The organism is Bacillota bacterium (assembly GCA_030705925.1).
In the GTDB taxonomy this organism is placed as follows: domain Bacteria; phylum Bacillota; class Clostridia; order Oscillospirales; family Feifaniaceae; genus JAUZPM01.
Map to the genome: position 1 here is coordinate 1 of JAUZPM010000033.1, position 21,882 is coordinate 21,882.

Annotated in this window: 23 protein-coding genes and 1 tRNA gene; 23 read left to right on the forward strand and 1 reads right to left on the reverse strand. The window is 45.2% G+C overall.

From position 1 onward, the window contains the following. A partial coding sequence (locus Q8865_06470; protein ID MDP4153065.1) for a hypothetical protein occupies positions 1-391 on the forward strand: 391 nt, incomplete at its 5' end. Positions 392-544: 153 nt separating this feature from the next. Here the strand turns inward: Q8865_06470 and Q8865_06475 are convergent. Further along, positions 545-620, reverse strand: a tRNA-Pro gene (locus Q8865_06475). Between the two features lie 270 nt (positions 621-890). Between Q8865_06475 and Q8865_06480 the strand changes: the two genes are divergently transcribed. The 22 genes from Q8865_06480 (at position 891) to gatB (ending at position 21,830) form a co-directional block, all read left to right on the forward strand. Continuing rightward, positions 891-1,922, forward strand: coding sequence for an SGNH/GDSL hydrolase family protein (locus tag Q8865_06480; GenBank protein MDP4153066.1), 1,032 nt, complete (start codon positions 891-893; stop codon positions 1,920-1,922). Further along, the gene (locus tag Q8865_06485) at positions 1,919-2,866 is read left to right on the forward strand and encodes an AEC family transporter (GenBank protein ID MDP4153067.1); all 948 of its coding nucleotides are present in this window, start codon (positions 1,919-1,921) and stop codon (positions 2,864-2,866) included. Before Q8865_06480 ends, Q8865_06485 begins: the two co-directional genes overlap by 4 nt. Positions 2,867-2,929: 63 nt before the next feature. Next, a complete protein-coding gene (locus tag Q8865_06490) occupies positions 2,930-3,598 on the forward strand; it encodes a site-2 protease family protein (protein MDP4153068.1) in 669 nt (222 codons plus the stop codon). Next, positions 3,598-4,338 (forward strand): segregation/condensation protein A, encoded by a 741-nt coding sequence (locus tag Q8865_06495; GenBank protein MDP4153069.1) that lies wholly within the window; start codon positions 3,598-3,600, stop codon positions 4,336-4,338. Before Q8865_06490 ends, Q8865_06495 begins: the two co-directional genes overlap by 1 nt. Further along, entirely contained in the window at positions 4,319-4,906 is a 588-nt protein-coding gene (gene scpB / locus Q8865_06500; GenBank protein ID MDP4153070.1) for an SMC-Scp complex subunit ScpB, read from the forward strand. The genes Q8865_06495 and scpB overlap by 20 nt, the downstream gene beginning before the upstream one ends. A 20-nt stretch (positions 4,907-4,926) precedes the next feature. Further along, the gene (locus Q8865_06505; protein ID MDP4153071.1) at positions 4,927-5,556 is read left to right on the forward strand and encodes a DUF2953 domain-containing protein; all 630 of its coding nucleotides are present in this window, start codon (positions 4,927-4,929) and stop codon (positions 5,554-5,556) included. Positions 5,557-5,584: 28 nt separating this feature from the next. Next, entirely contained in the window at positions 5,585-5,986 is a 402-nt protein-coding gene (gene ytfJ, locus Q8865_06510) for a GerW family sporulation protein (GenBank protein ID MDP4153072.1), read from the forward strand. Positions 5,987-6,063: 77 nt separating this feature from the next. Continuing rightward, entirely contained in the window at positions 6,064-7,185 is a 1,122-nt protein-coding gene (locus Q8865_06515) for a D-alanyl-D-alanine carboxypeptidase family protein (protein MDP4153073.1), read from the forward strand. A gap of 100 nt (positions 7,186-7,285) precedes the next feature. Further along, on the forward strand, positions 7,286-8,005 hold the full coding sequence (locus Q8865_06520) for a pseudouridine synthase (GenBank protein ID MDP4153074.1): 720 nt from the start codon (positions 7,286-7,288) through the stop codon (positions 8,003-8,005). Between the two features lie 106 nt (positions 8,006-8,111). Beyond that, entirely contained in the window at positions 8,112-8,468 is a 357-nt protein-coding gene (locus Q8865_06525; GenBank protein MDP4153075.1) for a hypothetical protein, read from the forward strand. A 29-nt stretch (positions 8,469-8,497) separates the two neighbouring features. Then, positions 8,498-9,727 (forward strand): NAD(P)/FAD-dependent oxidoreductase, encoded by a 1,230-nt coding sequence (locus tag Q8865_06530; GenBank protein MDP4153076.1) that lies wholly within the window; start codon positions 8,498-8,500, stop codon positions 9,725-9,727. Positions 9,728-9,742: 15 nt separating this feature from the next. Further along, the gene (locus tag Q8865_06535; protein MDP4153077.1) at positions 9,743-11,164 is read left to right on the forward strand and encodes an MBOAT family O-acyltransferase; all 1,422 of its coding nucleotides are present in this window, start codon (positions 9,743-9,745) and stop codon (positions 11,162-11,164) included. A gap of 10 nt (positions 11,165-11,174) precedes the next feature. Next, entirely contained in the window at positions 11,175-12,392 is a 1,218-nt protein-coding gene (locus Q8865_06540) for a hypothetical protein (GenBank protein MDP4153078.1), read from the forward strand. A gap of 11 nt (positions 12,393-12,403) precedes the next feature. Continuing rightward, the gene (gene cmk / locus Q8865_06545) at positions 12,404-13,084 is read left to right on the forward strand and encodes a (d)CMP kinase (GenBank protein ID MDP4153079.1); all 681 of its coding nucleotides are present in this window, start codon (positions 12,404-12,406) and stop codon (positions 13,082-13,084) included. Beyond that, entirely contained in the window at positions 13,071-13,691 is a 621-nt protein-coding gene (locus Q8865_06550) for a lysophospholipid acyltransferase family protein (GenBank protein ID MDP4153080.1), read from the forward strand. Before cmk ends, Q8865_06550 begins: the two co-directional genes overlap by 14 nt. Then, positions 13,688-14,266 (forward strand): hypothetical protein, encoded by a 579-nt coding sequence (locus tag Q8865_06555; protein MDP4153081.1) that lies wholly within the window; start codon positions 13,688-13,690, stop codon positions 14,264-14,266. Before Q8865_06550 ends, Q8865_06555 begins: the two co-directional genes overlap by 4 nt. Continuing rightward, positions 14,256-15,659: a 30S ribosomal protein S1 gene (gene rpsA, locus Q8865_06560; protein ID MDP4153082.1), complete on the forward strand. Its 1,404-nt coding sequence runs from the start codon at positions 14,256-14,258 to the stop codon at positions 15,657-15,659. The genes Q8865_06555 and rpsA overlap by 11 nt, the downstream gene beginning before the upstream one ends. Positions 15,660-15,764: 105 nt before the next feature. After that, on the forward strand, positions 15,765-16,541 hold the full coding sequence (gene yunB / locus Q8865_06565; protein MDP4153083.1) for a sporulation protein YunB: 777 nt from the start codon (positions 15,765-15,767) through the stop codon (positions 16,539-16,541). A gap of 93 nt (positions 16,542-16,634) precedes the next feature. Further along, positions 16,635-18,611 (forward strand): NAD-dependent DNA ligase LigA, encoded by a 1,977-nt coding sequence (gene ligA / locus Q8865_06570; protein ID MDP4153084.1) that lies wholly within the window; start codon positions 16,635-16,637, stop codon positions 18,609-18,611. Positions 18,612-18,623: 12 nt separating this feature from the next. Next, on the forward strand, positions 18,624-18,905 hold the full coding sequence (gene gatC, locus Q8865_06575; GenBank protein MDP4153085.1) for an Asp-tRNA(Asn)/Glu-tRNA(Gln) amidotransferase subunit GatC: 282 nt from the start codon (positions 18,624-18,626) through the stop codon (positions 18,903-18,905). Between the two features lie 18 nt (positions 18,906-18,923). Beyond that, a complete protein-coding gene (gene gatA / locus Q8865_06580; GenBank protein ID MDP4153086.1) occupies positions 18,924-20,381 on the forward strand; it encodes an Asp-tRNA(Asn)/Glu-tRNA(Gln) amidotransferase subunit GatA in 1,458 nt (485 codons plus the stop codon). Between the two features lie 15 nt (positions 20,382-20,396). Then, complete coding sequence (gene gatB, locus Q8865_06585) at positions 20,397-21,830, forward strand: Asp-tRNA(Asn)/Glu-tRNA(Gln) amidotransferase subunit GatB (GenBank protein ID MDP4153087.1); 1,434 nt, start codon at positions 20,397-20,399, stop codon at positions 21,828-21,830. Positions 21,831-21,882: the final 52 nt, after the last annotated feature.

The following is a 21,882-nucleotide window of genomic DNA, read 5'->3' on the forward strand; positions in this document are numbered from 1 at the left end:
CAGTCAGATCAGCGGAACGGAGTATTATTACGACAACGACGGCAATCTGATTGTACAGTCGGATTATTCTGAGTCGGGCAATTCCGATGCGTCAGTATCGCCTGCGCTTTCCGACAGCAGTAATGATGTAGTTAGGTATGAATACAACACCCGCGGAAATATGACAAAGTATAAAAAAGGCAGCACAACAGCAAGCTACACCTATAACGGCGACGGGCTGTGCACACAGAAAACAGTCGGGTCAAATACCACTAAGTATCTTTATGATACGGGCAATAATATTACTTTAGAAAAAAGCGAAATCAAAGCAGAAAATTTAACGTTAAAAAATGCAATAGGTATTGCCAACTCATTGGGACTAAAACCAGAAGATTTAATAAAATTAATTTAAGTCGCAATAAAGCGGCTTTATTTTCATGAAAATTTGTTGCAAGTTTGTTGCATTTAGAAAAATTTTTTATGGTTCTCTAAAATTTCAGAACCTATGTTCCTATTTCCAAATAATAAAAAGCCCCGTAACCATGCGGGTTACAGGGCTTTTTATTGGTCTGAGTGGCGAGAGTTGAACTCGCGGCCTCTTGAACCCCATTCAAGCACGCTACCAACTGCGCTACACCCAGATATTATTTTTGTGCAGGAGTTATTATATCTCAAAGTTGGGCATATGACAAGTATTTTTTAATGATTTTTCAAAATTTATTGATATATTATTACCGGTTTTTAATTTAAACTTGCAAACGATTGAAATCTTCATTAAAATTATAATATTAGCTTAAAATCAGCTATTTAGAGAGATTTTCGGAGATTGCAGGTTTAGAGTTTGAAAAAACGCTTTTTGAACCTGCGGGGGAATGGGAGCATGAGAATAAAACAGGAAAGGGTAATTTTTGATGCATAACAATTTTTATGAGCTTCACGGTATCGGTGAAACTCGTGCGGTAGAGGGGCGAGGCGGCGTATTGCTGCAGCGTGTGCCGGAAGAACTGAGGATAAAGCTTAGACCTGGGGCTCAAAGGGAGTATCTAAAAACTGCGGGCGCGGAGATTCGTTTTACTATCGACGAGGGGGATTCTTTTTCGTTTACGGTATCGAACCATATTGACAACGGTCGTGTCAAGGTGTTTTTCGGCGACTATGAGTATAAGGAATACATAGTGGGCAGCGAACCTCAGACTATATCAGTCAAGTTTGAGCCTATATATTTCGCAAATAACGGGTTTAATCTCGCTGCAGCTAAAAATTTCGGCAGGAAAACCGTTCGCTTGATGCTGGATGGCAATGAGATGCACCTGCACGGTGTTTCTGCAGAGGCTGCGCACCGCCCGACGGCGGACGAGCTTCCCAAACTCAAGCATCTTGCTTACGGAACGTCTATTACACAGGGGTATAAAGCAACGTCTCCGTCCCTCTGCTATGCATATCTGACGGCTGAGGCGCTCGGAGCGGATCTTTTTAACTTCGGATGCTCAGGAAATGCCTTTTGCGAGCCGGAGCTTGCGCATTATCTCGCTGAGCAGCCCTACGACTATGCCACTTTTGAGCTGTCGGTGAACATGTTCAACGGCGGACTGAGCCTTGAAGAATACACAGACCGTATCCGTTATTTCATCAAAACGATTGCAGAAAAGTCTGCTGGACGCCCGATTTTCTGCATAAGCATTTTCCGTTATTTCTTCGACATGGGTCTTCGCAAGCATACACAGCAGCCGAAGGGCAGGGTCGATGAATTCCGCGACGCATATCAAAATATTGTGAGTGAACTTGGAATGGACAATTTGCATTTCATAGACGGTAGAGAGCTTATGAAAGACTTTACCGGGCTTTATGGCGATCTTTTGCACCCTTCAAACAAAGGAATGTCTGAAATTGCGTCGAATCTTGTTCCGAAAATCAGGGCTGTACTGAAAGGTCAGGACAGATGAATCTCATCGAGGCATTCGGCGGCGTTTTTTCAATAATCTTGATGGTCTCCCTTGGCGTTGCCCTTTATGTAAAGGGATGGATCAAAAGCGATACCGAAGATTTTATAACTAAATTTGTGCTTAAAATAACTATCCCGCTTTTCATGTTTGTAAACGGCTATCACAATGTCACTGCAGAATTCCTCGAGTCATCATGGAAACAGGTGCTTATTGCTTTCGCCTCTATCATAATCGCTTATTTGCTGGGATTCGGGTTTAGTATTCTCTTTAAAATCCCGAAAAACGAACGCGGCATCTGCACTATGATCTTTTCGCTTTCCAATACGCTGTTTGTGGGGCTGCCTGTCTGCACCTATTATTTCGGACAGGAGGCTATCCCTTCCGTAATAATGTATTACATGGCGAATACCGTTATGTTCTGGACTGTCGGCACTGCTATGATTGCGCACGATGCCGGGCAAATAACACATTTTAGCCTTAAAACACTCGGAAGCATATTTTCGCCGCCTGTCACAGGCTTTGTGTTCGGTGGGGTTATCGCAATGGCGGGCATCACAATGCCACGATTCTTAGAGGAGACACTTTCCTCTGTCGGAGCCATGACAACTCCGCTTGTCACAATACTTACGGGTTTTGTTATCGCAAAAGCTGGCACCAAACGTATGCTGTCCTTTACCAGAACGAGCGTGCTTGGCCTTTTTGGGCGATATATAGTGTCACCCCTCATAATGATAGGACTTTTGGTGATGTTCGCGCCGACTCAGCTGACTGCAAAAACATTCGTCCTGCAAAGCGCAATGCCTGTAATGAATCAATCACTGCTTTCTGCCGCGTATTATAAGGCGAACGACACGGTGGTCGCTCAGGCTCTTGCGACAAGCGTCATACTGATGATGGTGTTTACTCCGGCTTATGTGCTTATCGGAAACATGCTTTTTAGATAAGACTGGAAATATTTTCGAAATAGTGTATAATAATAATATTACTTTGTTAAACGGAGAACGCTGATGATTTTACAGCTCTTGAGGGATCCGGTAAATGGGGTCATAACGCTTTTGATCCTGCTTCCGGTGCTTATCATATCGCTTACATTCCATGAGTATATGCACGGGCTTGCCGCTTATGCTATGGGTGACCCTACGCCGAAAAACAGCAGGAGACTTACGCTTAATCCCCTTAATCATCTTGACCCTATCGGGGCTATAGCGCTTCTTTTTGCAGGCTTCGGATGGGCAAAGCCTGTGCCGATAAATCCATATTATTTAAAAAAGCCGAAACGCGATATGGCTTTGATCGCCTTTGCAGGGCCTCTCTCTAACCTGCTGCTCTGTTTTGTAGGGCTTGTCTGGTTTTACCTGTGGCAGGTGTTTCCCATCATTCAGATGCCGACCGTCGTGACGACAGCATTTCAGTATTTTATAATTCTGAATATAAACCTTGCGGTTTTCAATCTTATCCCATTTCCTCCGCTTGACGGATCAAAAATCGTTTTCTCGGTTTTATCCGACAAGACATATTACAAACTCATGGAGTATGAGAAATACGGGATGCTTGCGTTGTTTATACTTCTGATGACGGGAAGGTTTAACGGCATCATATCCGGCGTTTCAAGCTGGATTTTGACAGGCTTTCAGAATTTTATATTATCGGTTCTTAAACTTATCGGGGTGCTGTGATGGAAAATGTACAGTTTAAACTTGAGGTTTTCGAAGGTCCGCTTGACCTTCTGATGCACCTTATAGATAAAAATAAGGTCAATATTTGTGACATCCCGATTGCGGAAATACTCGATCAATTCATGGCTTATGTTGAAGAATATCAGAATTATAACCTTGACAATATAAGTGAATTTCTTGTAATGGCGGCACAGCTTTTATACATCAAATCACGCATGCTTCTGCCCGTTGAAGATACCGGTGAGGGAGAAGACCCGAGGGACGAGCTAATCGATATGATCTCACGTTACAGGCTTTATAAGGAAGCCGCTGTAACATTGAAGGAATATAAATCGCAAAACGGGGACAGAATATTTGTTAAAGAGCCTGAATTGGTTGAATTTGACGAAACATACAATAAATCTCACAGCATATGGCAACTTTTGGATGCATACCGGGGCATGTTCAGAAAAAATCAGCGTCGTATGCCTCCGCCAATACAGTCTTTTTCGGGTATTGTGGGAACGCCTCATGTTTCGGTTTCAAGCAGAGTGTTCAACCTTCTGCGGCACTTGCTAAAAAGGAAGTACATATCCTTTAAATCATTCATCTATTCTCAGAAAAGCCGCAGTGAGGTGGTTGCCGCATTTTTAGCAATACTTGAGCTTTCAAAAGTTAAAAGAATCAGATTTGAAGAGGTTTCAGCAGAAGGATTTTCAGATATAAGAATCGAATTGAGTGATGAAAAGCGTGGAAATTAAAGAGGTTGAAGCGATTATCGAGAGCATACTGTTCGCAGCCGGAAACCCTGTGCCGCTCGAGCAGCTAGCGGTAGTGCTTGAAATGGATAAAAAGACCTTGGAGTCTATTTTAAAAAATCTCTCAGATAAATATGACTATGAGCGCAGAGGCTTGAAGCTTATAAGGCTTGAGGATGAATATCAGCTCACGACACGTCCTGAATATTCAGAGTATGTCAAAAAAGCGCTTGACAACAGGAGAGAATCTACGCTGTCTCCGGCGGCATTTGAAGTGCTTGCGGTCATTGCCTATAACGAGCCGGTTACGCGAGGGTATGTCAGCTCGGTGCGCGGCATCGAAAGCGGCGAGATAATGGACAAGCTTTCTGAGAAGGGGCTTATTGAGGAATGCGGAAAGCTTGACGCACCCGGCAGACCGAGACTGTTTCGGACGACCACAGAGTTTTTGCGTGTATTCGGACTGCAAAATCTTGATGAGCTGCCGCAGCTTGACCCTGATGAAATGCCTGAAGTAATGGAACAGACGAGCTATTTTGACGATGAGGGCGATTCAGTACATAATGACTAAAAGAACAGAGGTGTAAAGCTGTGAACCTTGCCATATGGATTATTGTTATTGCGGCAATCATACTTATTGCCTGCATCAAGGTTCAGCTTCGCGCAGAGGGTGGAGTCGGAGAAACCGCGGTTTCCCTGAGAATTGCGCCCTTTACATTCAAACTTTCCGGCGGTAAAAAAAAGAAGGAAAAGAAGGCTGAGGCTAAAGCTAAAACCGCGAAGGAAAAAGAACAACCTGAAAAGGAAAAAGGCTTTACAGGCACTCTTGAAAAGGTTAAAAAGTTCAAACCGCTGATTGGAGAAACACTGCAGCTTGCAAATAAAATACTTAGGGTTTTTCGCAGACAGCTTTTGTTTGACAGGCTTGAGCTGGATCTTGTTGTTGCAACCGACGACGCTTTTCAGACCGCTTTGCTTTACGGAGGCATATGCTCGGTGCTGTATCCGGTCGATTCTATAATCAGACAGTACGTGCGTGTTAAAAAGGGCGCATTATCTGTGAACGCTGACTTTAATTTAAATAAGACGAAATTTGATTTTCATTTGTTCGTTTCGTTGAAAGTTTATAATATTTTTATTATAATAATGGCAATAATAGTAATGGGTTTGAAATACTATATAAGAAACAGAAAACAATTGAAAAGTGCGCTTCAAAGATAAACCGCGTACTTAAGAAGGAGGTACAAATATGGCAGACCATCCTATTTTGGGGCTCATGTCAACAGCGCTTGCAAAAATTAAAGAAATGGTGGATGTTAACACCATAATCGGTGATCCGATAACTACGCCAGATGGAACAGTCATTCTTCCGGTTTCAAAGGTGTGCTTTGGTTTTGCATCGGGCGGTTCTGACTATCCGCCGAAAAACGGAATGCAGCCTTCACCTAATCCTGCTTTCGGCGGCGGAAGCGGCGCGGGCATCAGCATTACGCCAATCGCTTTCCTAGTCTGCACGGACGGCAATGTAAAACTTATTCAGATCGCTGACAATTCAACGACCGTTGACAGGATCGTTTGTATGGTTCCGGAACTTGTGGATAAGATTTCGTCAAAATTCAAGAAGAAAAACGATAGCACTTTCGACGAATAATCTGCAATAATAAAACCACCTCATCATATAATTAGGATTAGGTTGACTAATTCCGGGTTTATGTGGGGTGGTTTTTTATGTTCAAAAGAATAACGTCCTTTATCCTTGCGGCGGTCATTGCCGGAGGCATGTTCGGCGCTGATATACAGGCTTTTGATGTTTCGGCACAAAGCGCCATTTTAATAGAGGAAACAACCGGCAAAGTGCTTTTTGAAAGGAATGCAGACGCACGCCGCCCAATGGCAAGCATAACTAAGATCATGACGGCGGTAGTGGCGCTTGAAAACTCGAATCTGACCGACAAGGTGCAGGTTTCGCCGAAAGCCGTTGCCGTAGAGGGAAGCAAGATGTATCTCAAGGCCGGAGAAACAGTCACGATGGAAGAGCTTTTGTACGGATTGATGCTCGCCTCGGGAAACGATGCCGCGAATGCTATTGCCGAGCATGTTGCGGGGGACAATGAGAATTTTGTAAAACTGATGAATGCAAAAGCTCATGAACTTCACCTTGCGAATACTTCTTTTGAGACGCCTAGCGGACTTGACGGAGATGACCACTATACCTCAGCGCGGGATTTTGCGAACCTTACGGCAGAGGCGCTCAAAAACAGAGATTTTGCGACTATTGTCAGCACTAAATCGAAAAGGTTTTCAAATGACGAGGGAGTAAGGCTCATCGTCAATCACAACAGACTGCTGTCCATTTATAAATATGCTGTCGGCGTTAAAACCGGATTTACAAAAAAGTCGGGCAGATGCCTTGTATCCGCGGCTGAAAAAGACGGTGTGACGCTTATTGCAGTCACGCTGAACGCGCCTGACGACTGGGACGATCACAGCAAGCTGTTGGATTATGGCTTTTCCTGTGTGCACAAAATCACTCCCGCAGACGATAGTGATCGCTATGATCTGCATGTGGTAAACAGCCCGGTTTCAAGCATTTCGGTTTCACCAAAACCCGACAGATCTATTATGCTTTTCGGTGAAGACGAAAGCAAACTTACGAAATCAGTTGAGCTCGAACACTTTGTGTATGCGCCTGTAAAAAGGGGCGACATTGTCGGAAGGATTTCATATTATCAGAACGGCGACTGCGTCGGCAGCATTCCACTTGTGTCAAACGAAGATGCCCCTATGCTGGAATCAAAGAGAAAAAACAGCTTTTTCTCATGGATTTCGCATATTTTTTTCGGGAAATAGACTAAATTTCCTGAAGGAAGGACAAGCTGTGTATGGACAAACGGCTAAATTGATGATAGGATATACGATTGGATAGAATAACCTTAATTGGAGGATAAAAATGGCAGAGCTGTTGCGGCTTCAAAAATATATTGCGGAATGCGGGGTTTGCTCGCGCAGAGCAGCTGAAGATCTAATCACCACAGGGCGTGTGCATGTTAACGGGAAACGAGCAGAGCTTGGGCAAAAGGTCGACCCAGAAAGCGACTCTGTTTTTGTTAATGGCAAGGAGATAAATATTAAGCGGCATAAATTGGTTTACATCATAATGAATAAACCGCGCGGCTATGTCACAACGATGAATGACGAGCTTGACCGAAAATGTGTTAAGGATCTGCTTGAAGACCTAAATGAGCGCGTCGTTCCTGTAGGAAGGCTCGATAGGGATTCGGAAGGGCTTCTCATTCTTACCAACGACGGGGATCTTGTCTACAAGCTGACCCACCCTAAACATAATATAGACAAGATGTATACCGCAGTGGTGCGTGGGGACGTTGGCGATGAAATACTGAAAAAGCTAAACGGACCTATTGAGATAGACGGCTATGTAACAAATTCATCTGAGGTGTCTGTTCTCAAGAAGAAAGAGGACAGGACGGCGCTTCGCTTTATTCTACGCGAGGGGCGCAACCGTCAGATTCGCAAGATGTGTGATAAGGTCGGACTTGAGGTGCTGCGTCTGAAGAGGGTAGCAGTCGGAGAGCTAAGGCTTGCGGGAGTAAAAGCAGGCAAGTGGCGCTTCCTCGATGAAGATGAGATAGAATATTTAAAACAGTTATGACGGCAGGTTGCAGATAACCTGTTTTATATAAACTGATTTTAGAATACGGCATGGCGCACGCCGAAAGTTGCGGCGGCCGCAAATTTTCGCGGCAACGGAGCAAAAAATGGTAGAAATACTTAAATCACAGCCCTTTGATATGCCGGTCGAATATACGGGCAGACATGGGGTAGAGGCATATGCCGCCGTCGAAAACGGCGTGCCGATCTGCGTCGCTATTTTTTCTGTTGAAAGCACAACTACGGAGCTCTTGGATATAAAGCTTTACGGCAAGCCGGAGGATGCCATTTATTATGACGCGATTTTGAGGGCTATTGCCTTTTATTCAAAAGAACACGGCGTTCTGACCGTGTCGTGCAAGAACCGTGAGGCCTTTAACGTGCTTGAGCCTTTCGGGTTTAAGGGCAGTGACTTAAAGATTGAGCAGACATGCGATGAGCTGCTTAAAAAAAACTGCGGATAAATGCTAAAAAAGGAAATACTAATATAAATATGAAAAATGTGCTTGTAGTCGGCGGGGGACCAGCCGGCATGATGGCGGCGGCAGCGGCGGCCGAAGCAGGCTGCTTAGTTACGCTGATCGAGAAAAACAAAACACTTGGGAAAAAGCTTTTGATCACAGGCAAAGGGCGGTGCAATGTTACAAATAACTGCTCGCCGGACGAGCTTATAGCTAACTTGCCTATAAACGGCCGCTTTTTATACAGCGCCGTAAACAGGTTTTCACCTTCGGACACAATGGATTTCTTTGACGGGCTTGGGCTTAAACTCAAGACGGAGAGAGGAAACCGTGTCTTTCCCGAAAGCGATCACTCCGCAGACGTGCTGGGGGCGCTTAAACGTTATCTGCACAATTCAGGCGTGAACGTGGTATACCACAGTGTGACAGGTATTTTGACTGACGAAACCGGCGCACAGGGCGTAAAGACTGACAGCGGGGATATTCATGCTGACGCAGTGATAATTGCGACAGGCGGGCTTTCATACCCGCTCACAGGGTCTACCGGGGATGGATATGATTTTGCGGGTAAACTCGGTCATACAATAGTAAAACCGAAACCGTCCCTTGTGCCTATCGAAACGGCAGAGGAATGGCCAAAACAGATTTCCGGTCTTGCGCTTAAGAATATTGCAGTTAGGGTGACAGATAAAAATAAGGGGAAGACGGTTTACGAAGACTTCGGCGAACTGCTTTTTACCCATTTCGGGGTTTCGGGGCCTGTGGTTTTGAGCATGAGTTCTCACATCAGAAATATGGAGCCCGACCGCTACACCCTGCATATAGACCTTAAACCTGCATTGAGTGAAAAACAGCTAGATGCAAGGCTTTTGAGGGAATTTGACGCTCAGAAGAACAAAAACCTGTCCAATGTTATGCCAAAACTTTTACCGTCATCGCTTGCTGACATCTTTTTAAATCTTTTCGGTATTGAAGGTGAAATGAAGGTTAACGAGGTCACAAAGGAGATACGGCAACGTATAATTTCTTCGCTTAAAGATTTGCCGCTTAACCTGTCAGCCTTTCGCCCTATCGACGAGGCTATCGTGACGTCGGGCGGCGTAAAAACAAGCGAGATTAACCCGGCGACTATGGAGTCTAAGCTTGTACCGAGACTTTATTTTGCCGGGGAAATAATAGACGTCGACGGATATACCGGAGGCTTTAATCTGCAGATAGCCTTTTCAACGGGACGCCTTGCGGGACAGAGCGCATCAAGATAACACCTTGGAGGATATATGGTTTTTTCGAGTCTCATTTTTATTTTCTTTTTTCTTCCGCTTATTCTTATAGTGTATTTCATTGAGCCAAAGCGTTTTCGCAATATAACGCTCATCATATTCAGCCTGTTCTTTTACGCATGGGGAGAACCGGTATTCGTGCTTATTATGCTGTTTGCAACAGTGTTCGACTATACCGCAGGCTATCTTATCGGCGTGGAAAAAGAAAAGGGGCACACCGGCAAGGGGTTTCTTATAGCATCACTTACGATGAATCTAACGCTTTTAGGATTTTTCAAATACAGTGATTTTATCATATCAAGCATCAACGGTATATTTCATACAGGCATTCCTCTTTTGCACCTTCCTCTTCCGATCGGCATATCGTTTTACACGTTCCAGACAATGTCATACACGATAGATGTCTACCGCGGCCGTGTGAAGGCACAGAAGAATTTCATGCATCTTTTGCTTTACACCACGTTGTTTCCGGAACTTGTTGCAGGCCCTATAGTCCGTTATCAGACGGTTGAAAAGGAGATATACGACCGTAAAGTCACATGGGAGGGTTTCTCGGAAGGAGTCATCCGTTTCGTTATTGGGCTCGGCAAAAAGATACTTATCGCAAATCAGCTTGCTGTAGTGGCGGACGGCATATTTGCTTTGCCCGCCGGAGATATGGCAGTGCTTACCGCATGGATAGGCATAATAGCATATACGTTTCAAATCTATTTTGATTTTTCCGGCTACAGCGACATGGCTATCGGCCTTGGGCACATGTTTGGATTTCATTTTGATGAAAACTTCCGTTATCCGTATATTTCATGCAGTGTAACTGAATTCTGGCGCCGCTGGCATATCTCGCTTGGCACATGGTTTAAAGACTATGTATACTTTCCGCTTGGCGGAAGCCGTGTGGACAAACAGTGGAAGCTGTTCCGCAACCTGTTTATCGTTTGGGCTTTGACTGGCCTGTGGCATGGGGCATCATGGAACTTTGTGGCGTGGGGACTTTATTATCTTGTCTTCCTGGTGCTTGAAAAAATGGTTTTCCACAGCGGCAAACCAAAGCATTACTCACTGCCGAGAAATATCATTGTCATGGTTATCGTAATAGTCGGCTGGGTGCTTTTCCGTTCGGCAAACTTCACCTATGCGGCGGAGTATATTAAGAACATGTTTGGGTTTGCCCATATGCCTCTTATCGATTATAATACAGGCTATTATTTTTACGATAAAGCAAAGGAGTTTGCACTTGCGGCGGTTTGCTCGATTCCTATCGTTCCGTTTATCAGGGGGGCATACGAAAAAACCGAGAAAAAGCTGCCCCGCGTTTCGATGGACACTGCACAGTTTGCCTTTATAATAGTTATCTTTTTCTTTTCAATAATCAATTTGTTGAACCAGTCATATAATCCTTTCATCTATTTCCGCTTCTGAGGTGTTTGCAATGAGAAAAATTACGGCAATGTTTATCGTGTCGCTGACAGTGATATTTTTTATCCTGCATTTAGCGCTTCCTGACAGGAAAAACTCTTTTATTGAAAACCGCAGCCTTGCTCAGGCGCCGGTTTTATCAGCCGCCCGTGTTTTCAGCGGGGATTTTAGAAACGACACTAATAATTATGTTTCAGACCAGTTCCCGTTTCGCGATATGTTCATAAAGGCTTATATGACGCTGACGGCAAAGCACGGCAACGGTGAAACATATAAGCAGATCATCGAGGGCAAAAACGGGTACGATTATTATATCTATGACGAAAACCAGATACTTTCGATATATGGGCCTAAAAAAGACATAGGGCTTGCCGATGTATGGAACAAAAAGATCACTGCGATAGATGATCTTCGAAAAGAGCTGAATTTCGATTTTGTCATCGATTTGGTGCCGTCAAAGGCAGAGGCGCTCAATCCTATGCTTCCGGCTCGTCTTCAGCACAATACTGATAAGGAGATAAAGGACAGGTTCTTTTCAAAGACTCCGAGAGATATTATAAAGATAGACACGATGACGGAATTCGATAAAAAGCCGCTTGATGAGCTTAAAAAATGCTATCTAAACACCGATAATCACTGGAATTTTTATGGTGCTTACGAGGGATTCAAGGTTTTATGCGATAATCTGCACCGTACGTTGAACCTAAACACATCTATTGCACCGTATAATTTTACTGAAGTCCCCATCAAACAGAACACGATTGTTGGCGCCTATAACCGCAACCTCGGCGACCTGTTCACATCGACGGAAAAGCTTGCATATTATCAGCCGTCTGATCCGCATGTATTTGATGATCTTAAACTTTATGTTCTTGACAAGGACAAGAATGAAAAACAGGCAAAATTGTCTGACTACATCGCCACAAAAACGAGCGGACCTGATGTCGACTATGAATCCCTTTGCGTTGCAGATTATGATTATCTGCATTTCGTTAATCCTAAGGCAATGAACCATTACTCGCTTGTTGTGATAAAAGATTCGTTTTTTGACGCTGAGGTGCCTAACATTTCTCTTCTATTCGATAATGTTTATGTTATAGATACACGTTATTACAAGAACTTCAATGTATATAATTTCATGAAAGACACAAGGGCAAACGGACTTATGCTGTTTTATAATTCCACGGCATTTATGAAGGTAGAAGACCATCTGACATACGATGTGAGATAGGGGAGAATGGTATGAAAACATTCAGCATTGCGATCGACGGCCCGTCAGGCGCCGGAAAAAGCACAATGGCTAAAACCATCGCTAAAAATCTTGGAATAATTTATCTCGATACAGGCGCGCTGTACAGAACAGTCGGCCTGCATGTGTTCAGAAAGGGCGCTGATCCGTCCAGCGCAGATGAAGTGGTGCCGCTTTTAAGCGAGATCGAGATCGGCGTATATCCGGGCGGCGGCGGGCAGAAAATGACGCTGAACGGCGAAGACGTTACGACGGAGATAAGAAAACACGAGATTTCGCATTATGCCTCTGCAGTGTCGGCAATTCCGGAAGTGCGTGCTTTCCTTTTGGATCTTCAGCGTGATTTTGCGGTAAAAAACAGTGTTATCATGGATGGGCGTGACATAGGAACAGTTGTTTTGCCAAAAGCTGACGTCAAGATATTCCTGACCGCAACGCCTGAGGACAGGGCACGGCGCCGGTATCTTGAGCTTTCCAAAGCCGGGCAGGATGTAAATTACGAGACTGTTTTAAGGGACATCGTGGAGCGTGACAAATGTGACAGCACACGTGCAGCGGCGCCTTTAAAGGCAGCTGATGATGCTGTGACGATTGATACCTCGGGACTTTCGATAAGTGAATCAGTTGCGCTTTTAACTAAAGTGATTGGAGAGAGGCTGAATGTGGTTTTATAAATTTGCGGTATTTGTACTGTCCCCGCTTGTAAAATTTATATTTCCGTTTAAAATTACATACGAGGCGCCTATACCCGAAACGGGAGCCATAATTTTAAGCGGAAAGCACATTTCGCTGATGGACGCGATCTTGGCCGCCGTTTCGTTCAAACGCCCCGTAAATTTTATGGCGAAAGCTGAGCTATTTAAGTTCAAACCGTTCGGGTGGCTTTTAAAATCGCTCGGGGCTTTCCCCGTAAAGCGTGGCACAGGAGACCTCGGCGCGCTGAAGACATCTCTTAAAGTATTGCGTGACGGCAACGTGCTTGGCATCATGCCGGAGGGTACGCGCGTATCACGGCTTGAAAACCTTGTGCTAAAAACAGGAGCAATGAATCTCGCATACAAAACCAAAGCTACAGTGGTGCCTTACGGCATATATTCTCAAGACTATCACATAAAGGCTTTCAGACGCATTTATATAAACTTTGGAAGACCAAAGACATTTGATGAAATAGGGTTTACAGACGGCTCAAAAGAAGACCTTGAGCGCGTGACTAACGGCTTTTTGAAAAGCGAGCTTATACGGCTTTCACAGCCTGACACGCATAAGAGGCTGAAACAATGAAAATAATACTTGCAAAGACTGCCGGTTTCTGCTTTGGAGTAAAACGTGCGATCGGAGCAGTTGAAGATATGCTCGACAAGGGCGAAAAACGTATTTATACGCTTGGCCCAATAATACACAACGAAGAAATGGTAAATAATCTTGCCGCACGGGGAGTACAGGTTGTCGATTCGCCGGACAGGGCGGAGGACGGGACGCTGTTAGTGATACGAACGCATGGCGTTCCACGCTCGGTTTTAGATTATATAAAAGAAAAAGGCATTAGCTATCAAGACGAAACCTGCCCGCTTGTGTCAAAAATACACAAAATAGTCGAAAAAGCAAGCAGTGATGGAAATACGGTGTTCATAATCGGCACGCCTGAGCATCCCGAAGTGGTCGGAATTCGCGGATATGCGGGAAAAGACAGTTTTATATTCGAAAATGCTGAGCAACTTGAATGTTTTACAGATAAGAATCCTCAGTTCGCGAACAAATCCGTCCTAATGGCCGCGCAGACGACACTTAATTTGTCAGAATGGAAAAAATGTTGCGACTATTTCAAAAAAAAACTATACAAATGGCATGATTTCTGATACAATATGTAATGCTACGTCCGAAAGACAAACAGAAGCAGCGGACATTGCGTCACAGGCTGATATGGTATTTGTAGTGGGAAGTCGTGGTAGTTCCAATACTAAAAAACTATACGAAGTTTGCGGCGGATTGTGTACTGAAACATATTTGATTGAAAACGCATCGGAGCTTCCGCTTGGACATATAAAGAATGCCGCTATAAAAAAAAGCGATCTTGTTATTGGCGTTTGCGCCGGGGCTTCTACTCCGGCTTATATAATAAAGGAGGCAATTTACAAAATGGAAGAAATCAAAAATGAGCTTGAGTCAGAGAAAAGCTTCGCGGAGGCTTTGGAGGAATCATTAATTACTTTAAATACAGGAGATAGAGTGCGCGGAACCGTTATTGGTATCACACCGACCGAAGTACAGGTTAACCTCGGCACAAAGCAAGCCGCTTATATACCTGTATCCGAGCTTACGAGCGACCCTAACGCAAAGGTTGAGGATATCGTCAAGGTTGGCGATGAAGTTGAGGTTTTCGTGACACGTGTCAACGATGCTGACGGCGTCATCACACTTTCAAAGAGAAAAGCTGATGCAATAAAAGGCCTCGAAGAACTTGGAAAAGCTGTCGAAGAGGATACGATTTTTGAAGGTAAAGTTGCTGAAACACTTGAGCGCGGCGTAGTTATATATCACAATGGCGTTCGTGTATTCATTCCGGCATCACACTGCCCCGTTGCCAGAGACGCATCTCTCGCAGACATGGCAGGCAAGACGTTCCGCTTTAAGATCATACAGTTCGATAAACGCAAAAACAAGATCATCGGTTCTATCAGAAACGTTTTAAGAGAAGAAAGAAAAGCTGCTGAGGAAGCTGTTTGGGCTGACATTGCGGTTGACAAAAGATATAAGGGCAAAGTTAAATCGCTTACATCATACGGCGCATTCGTTGACATCGGTGGTGTTGACGGTATGGTTCATATCAGCGAGCTTGCATGGGGAAAGATCAAGCATCCTGCAAACGTTGTAAAAGTCGGTGATGAGATCGAAGTTTATGTCAAAGAGCTCGATCCTGAAAAGAAACGTATTTCCCTCGGCTATAAGGATCTTATCGAGAATCCGTGGGAAAAATTAAAGAACACATATAAAGTGGGAGATACTGTAAAAGCTACTGTCGTTCGTCTTGTTCCTTTCGGCGCTTTTGCTGAGGTCATTCCAGGTGTTGACGGGCTTATCCATATTTCACAGATTGCAAATAAGAGAATAGAGCATCCGTCAAGCGAGCTTTCTGTCGGTCAGGAAGTTGATGCAAAGATACTTGACATCGATCTTGAGAATATGAAAGTCAGCCTTTCTATCCGCGCTCTGCTTGAGCCAGAAGTTGTAACCGAAGGCGAAAAAGAATAAAACCAGATATTTATAATAAAAAAACTCTTAAAGCGCTATGCTTTAGGAGTTTTTTCACGTTTTTCCAAAAAACATCATATATTGTAGGTGAGGGGATGATGTTTTTTGGAGATAAGAAGCAGACATCCGGTTAGAGTTTTAATGCCGAGACGGCGCATGAGCCGTGCTTCGCGCTTCTTTTTGCGTTTTTTCATAATACTCTTTATAATTTTGGTTGGGCTGATCTATTTTGTTGAGTTTAAGCTTCACCCGATTTTGAAAGAGGTCGCAACTTCCCGCGCAAGCACCCTTGCAATTTCACTTATATCAAAAGCGGTCAACGAAAAGCTGTCCGAGGAAAACATAAAATACAGCGATGTTGTTAAGTTTGAAAAAGACGAAAAGGGCAATATCACTGCGCTTACGACCGATACTGTCAAGATGAATCTTTTACAGGCGGAATTATCTGACTGTGTTATAAAAAAGCTGCAGCTGGACGATATTAAAGTATCCGTTCCGATTGGAAATATCATAAACGGTGAACTGCTTACCGGACGCGGACCGAGGATATACTTTAAGCTTATCCCAGTGAGCAATGTCACCACTAAAATTTCAAATCTATTTACATCGGCAGGCATCAACCAGACGCGTCTTCAAATAATGCTTGACGTCAATGTCAATATGAGTGTTCTGCTTCCGATAAGCTCAACCTCCACTGACGTCAAAACATCTATCTGCATTGCTGAGACAGTCGTTGTAGGGGCCGTTCCCAATTCGTACACCCAGGTTGACGAATTTGACCGCGACACTGTTGACCAGCTCAACGATTACGGCGAGTCTACTAAAGGAGACGATGTGAAGGTTCCAAAAACCGATACATCAAAATCAAGCGCTTCTAAATGAGATTTTGGTAAAAAATAATGGAATTTAGAGCCTATTGTGTTATAATAACTATATGTATGCATCAAAAAGCAAAAGAGGTAGATGATGGAGCATATAGAGGTACAAAAGCGAATTGAAGAGCTTAGAGGCGAAATCGAAACCGCAAACCAGAATTATTATGTGAGCGATAACCCCACAATATCGGATTATGAATACGATATGATGATGAGGGAACTGATAGAGCTCGAAGAGAAATATCCGCAGTTTCAGTCGCCAGTGTCACCTACAAAAAGAGTTGGTGGTGCTGTGCTGACCGGATTTTCAGAGGTAACTCATACAGTCCGCATGGAAAGCCTGCAGGATGTTTTTTCGAAAGAAGAACTTCGTGATTTTTTAGTAAAGATATTGGAGGATAACCCAGACACTGAATTTGTCGTTGAGCAGAAGATCGATGGGCTGTCTGTTTCACTTGAATATGAAAACGGCGTATTTGTCAGAGGTTCCACAAGGGGAAACGGGGACGTCGGCGAGGACATCACCGAAAATCTGAAAACTATACGGGCTATCCCGATGAAGATTAAAGAGCCGCTGCCTTTTCTCGAGGTCAGGGGCGAGGTATATATGAAAAAGTCGGTGTTCGAGGCGTTGAACGAAAGACGTGAGGAGGAGGAAGAAACGCCATTCGCAAATCCTCGCAATGCGGCGGCCGGTTCGCTTCGCCAGCTTGACAGCAAGATCACGGCAGAGCGGAAACTTTCGATTTTCGTATTCAATATTCAGCAGATAGAGGGCGCACAGCCCAAAACACATATAGAAGCACTAAACTATCTGAAAGGACTTGGATTTTCAGTCATTCCGAAATTCACGCTCTGCAAAACGGCTGACGAAGCGGCAGAGGCGGTCGACATGATCGGCGAAAGCCGCGGTGAAAACGACTTTGACATAGACGGGGCGGTCATCAAGGTAAACGATTTTGCGCTCCGTGGCAGGCTTGGAAGCACGTCTAAATTCCCAAAATGGGCGGCGGCTTTTAAATATCCGCCTGAGATAAAACCCACAAAGCTTTTGGATATAACGATAGACGTCGGCAGAACAGGCGTTTTGACGCCTAAGGCGATACTTGAACCGGTACGCCTTGCAGGAACTCGAGTTGTTGCCGCAACCGTTCACAATAAAGATTTTATAGCCGAAAAAGACGTACGGATAGGCGACATCGTTTTGGTGCGCAAGGCGGGAGAAATAATTCCCGAAATAGTAGGCGTTTTAACAGAGACGAGAGACGGAACTGAACGGAAATTCGAATTTCCGACACACTGCCCGTCCTGCGGCGCTGAGGTCACAAACGATCTTGACGATGTTTTTGTCAGATGCACGAACCTGAGCTGTCCGAGGCAGCTAGTCAGGGGAATAATCCATTTTGCCAGTCGCGGAGCTATGGATATAGACGGGCTTGGGCCGTCGATAATCGAACAGCTTGCCGATTCGGGCAAACTCAAAAGCGTTGCGGATCTGTATACTATTACAGAAAAGGATGTATCGGCGCTTTATAAAAAAGGAGACAAGATCGCGAGTAATATCATTGCCTCAATTGAAAAAAGCCGCGACAACGATTTATACAGACTTATATACGGGCTTGGCATCCGACACATCGGCGAAAGAACGGCAAAACTCATTTCACGCCGGTTTGAAACGCTGGACAAGCTTATGGAGGCGACCGCTGAGAAGCTTACAGAGGTTGAAGATGTCGGCGGAATAATGGCGCAGAGCGTCGTCGACTTCTTTGATATGCCGCAGAATTTCGAGGTGCTTCAAAAGCTGAAAGACGCAGGAGTGAATACCGTCAGCAGGCAGGAAACCGAGGATAGCCGATTTGCGGGGATGACCTTCGTGCTTACCGGCGCACTTCCGACGCTGACACGAGACGAGGCGTCAGCGATAATCGAGAAATTCGGCGGAAAAACGGCGGGAAGCGTTTCAAAAAAGACAAGCATAGTGCTTGCAGGCGAGGATGCGGGCAGTAAGCTGCGCCGTGCCGGAGAGCTTGGAATAAAAGTGATAGACGAACAAGAGTTTTTAAATATGATAAAATAAACGGAGGACAATATGAGCGTTTCAAGGGATGAAATCAAACACATCGGCAAACTTGCGCGCATCGAAATAAAAGAAGAGCAGTATGACAAACTCGCGCGCGATATGTCAGGCATCGTGGACATGGTCAATAAGCTGTCCGATTTGGATCTATCTGATGTCAGCGTTCCGCTGCCTGAAAAGATCAACGCATGGCGCGAGGATAAAGTCATGGAATCATACGACCGTGACGAGCTTTTGAAAAATGCGCCGTCAAAGATGGCGGGATGCTATCTTGTGCCTAAAGTAGTGGAATAAACGAAAGGGAAGATTGAAATGAACATCTATGAAATGGGCGCCGCGGAGCTGTCGCGCCGCCTTGCCGCAAAGGAACTCTCGAGTGAGGAGGTCACAAGCGGACTGTTTGACCGTATAGACGCTGTGGAAGATAAGGTTGAGGCATATATCACTCTGACAAAAGAAGAAGCTTTGAAACATGCGAAGGCTGTTGACGAAAAGCGCACGAAAGGTGAAAAGCTGCCCGCCGCCGCCGGAATTCCGATTGCAATAAAAGACAATATATGCACAAAAAACGTGCTGACGACCTGCGCCTCTAAAATGCTTTACAATTTCGCTCCGCCGTATAATGCGACGGTTATGGACAAGATCGAAAGTCAGGACTGCATCATGCTTGGCAAGCTGAATATGGACGAGTTTGCGATGGGTTCATCCTGCGAGACGTCATATTTTAAAAAGACTAAAAATCCATATGATATAACACGTGTTCCGGGTGGTTCTTCCGGCGGTTCGGCTGCCGCAGTGGCCGCTTTGGAAACGCCGTTTGCGCTCGGCTCGGACACGGGCGGATCGATTCGCCAGCCGGCAGGTCTGTGCGGTGTTGTAGGTCTTAAACCTACCTACGGAACGGTTTCGCGTTTTGGACTTATCGCCTTTGCGTCATCGCTTGACCAGATAGGGCCGCTTGCACGGAGTGTGCGTGATGCCGCTATGCTTTTTGATATTATAAAGGGGCATGACTGGCACGATTCGACCAGCGAGGAAAAAGATCTGGGACTTACTGAAAAAGCCTTATCTGCCGATATAAAGGGCAAGAAAATAGGTCTTCCGAAAGAGTTTTACGGCGAAGGCATCAAGCCTGAAATAAAGGAAAAAGTTTTAGCCGCCGCACATCATTTTGAAAGCCTTGGGGCGCAGATCGTCGATGTTTCGATTCCGATTTCAGAATATGCCCTGCCTGCGTACTACATCATATCATCAGCTGAGGCATCGTCAAACCTTGCCCGTTTCGACGGTGTGAAATACGGTTTTAGGGCCGAAAACTATGATGATTTAATAGACCTTTATTTCAAGACGAGAAGCGAGGGCTTCGGCGACGAGGTCAAGCGCCGCATACTGCTTGGCACTTACGTGCTGAGTTCCGGCTATTATGACGCTTATTATAAAAAAGCATGTCAGGTGCGCGCCCTTATCAAACAGGGATATAATGATGCTTTGTCCAAGTGTGATGCTTTGCTGACGCCTGTTACACCGACCACCGCTTTTAAAATCGGTGAAAAAACGGACGATCCGATGGAGATGTATATGGAGGACATATGCACCGTATCGATCAATATTGCCGGCCTTCCGGCGCTTGTTCAGCCCTGCGGCGAGGTAGAGGGACTGCCTGTCGGCATGCAGCTTATCGGCAGGAAATTCGGCGAGCAGACGCTGCTTGATTTGGGATACGCCTATGAAACAACGGGCGGCGCAGTCTTTACCGCGCCAAAACTTTAACGGGGGTGCAGACAGATGAAATATATACCTGTAATTGGGCTTGAGGTTCACGCCGAGCTGAATACAAAAACTAAGATATACTGCGGCTGTGCAAACAAATTCGGAAGCGAGGTCAACACAAACTGCTGTCCTATATGCTCCGGCATGCCGGGCACACTTCCGGTTTTGAACAAAAACGTCGTCGAATATGCGGCAAGGATGGGTCTTGCGACAAACTGCAAAATAAATACAGTCACGAAGCAGGACAGAAAGAATTACTTCTATCCTGACCTGCCTAAGGCTTACCAGATCTCACAGTTCGACATTCCGCTCTGCGAGCATGGCTATCTCGACATACATGTAAGCGGCGGCAAAAAACGCATTGGCATAACACGTATCCATATTGAAGAGGACGCGGGCAAGCTTTTGCATGAAGAAGCTTTTAACGGCACTCTTGTAGACTATAACCGCTGCGGGGTTCCGCTTATCGAGATCGTTTCCGAGCCGGATATCAGAAGCTCCGAAGAGGCAAAGGCTTATCTCGACAGCCTTAAGGCGATCCTGCAGTATCTGAATATTTCAGACTGCAAAATGCAGGAAGGTTCCATTCGCTGTGACGTCAACGTTTCCGTTATGCCGGAGGGCGCGACTGAATTCGGCAAGCGTGTCGAGATGAAAAACGTCAATACATTCAGCGGCGCTGTCCGCGGAATCGAATATGAGATAGAACGCCAGATAGACGTTATCGAAAGCGGCGGCACTGTTGAACAGGAAACCCGCAAATGGGACGATATGAAGGGATACAGCATCACTATGCGTTCGAAAGAGGACGCGCAGGATTACCGCTATTTTCCTGAACCTGATCTTGGAAGGATCGAACTGTCAGATGAGCAGATGGAGCGCCTCAAAGCGAGCATTCCGGAGCTTCCGCACGCTAAATTTGAAAGATTTTTAAATGATTACGGCCTTTCAGAGTATGAAGCAGATCTTTTAGTAGGTAATATTGCTCGTGCCGCGTTTTTTGAGGAGACTGTCAAAGCCGGTAAGGGAATCGAGCCAAAGGTGATATGCAACTGGCTGCTCGGCGACATTTCACGTCTTCTGAACGCTGAAAACATCGAAATAGACGAATGCAAGCTCACACCGTCACGTGTGATCGATATGATAAACCTTATCCAGAAGGGCACTATTTCAAATACGGCGGCAAAGACAGTGCTTGAGGAGATGTTCGCGACAGGCGGCACGGCTGATGAGATCGTCAAGGCTAAGGGACTTGCCCAGCTCAGCGACACATCCGCTCTTGAGGCAATCGTGGACAGCGTGCTTGCCGCAAATGAGAAATCTGTGAACGACTATAAGAACGGCAAATCGAATGCAATGGGCTTCCTTGTCGGTCAATGCATGAGAGCATCGAAAGGTCAGGGAAATCCGCAGATCATTTCAAAGCTGCTTAAAGAAAAACTTGACTAATAAATCTAGTAAAAGCGTCCTGGAGAGGGACGCTTTTAAATTGCGGCCTGAG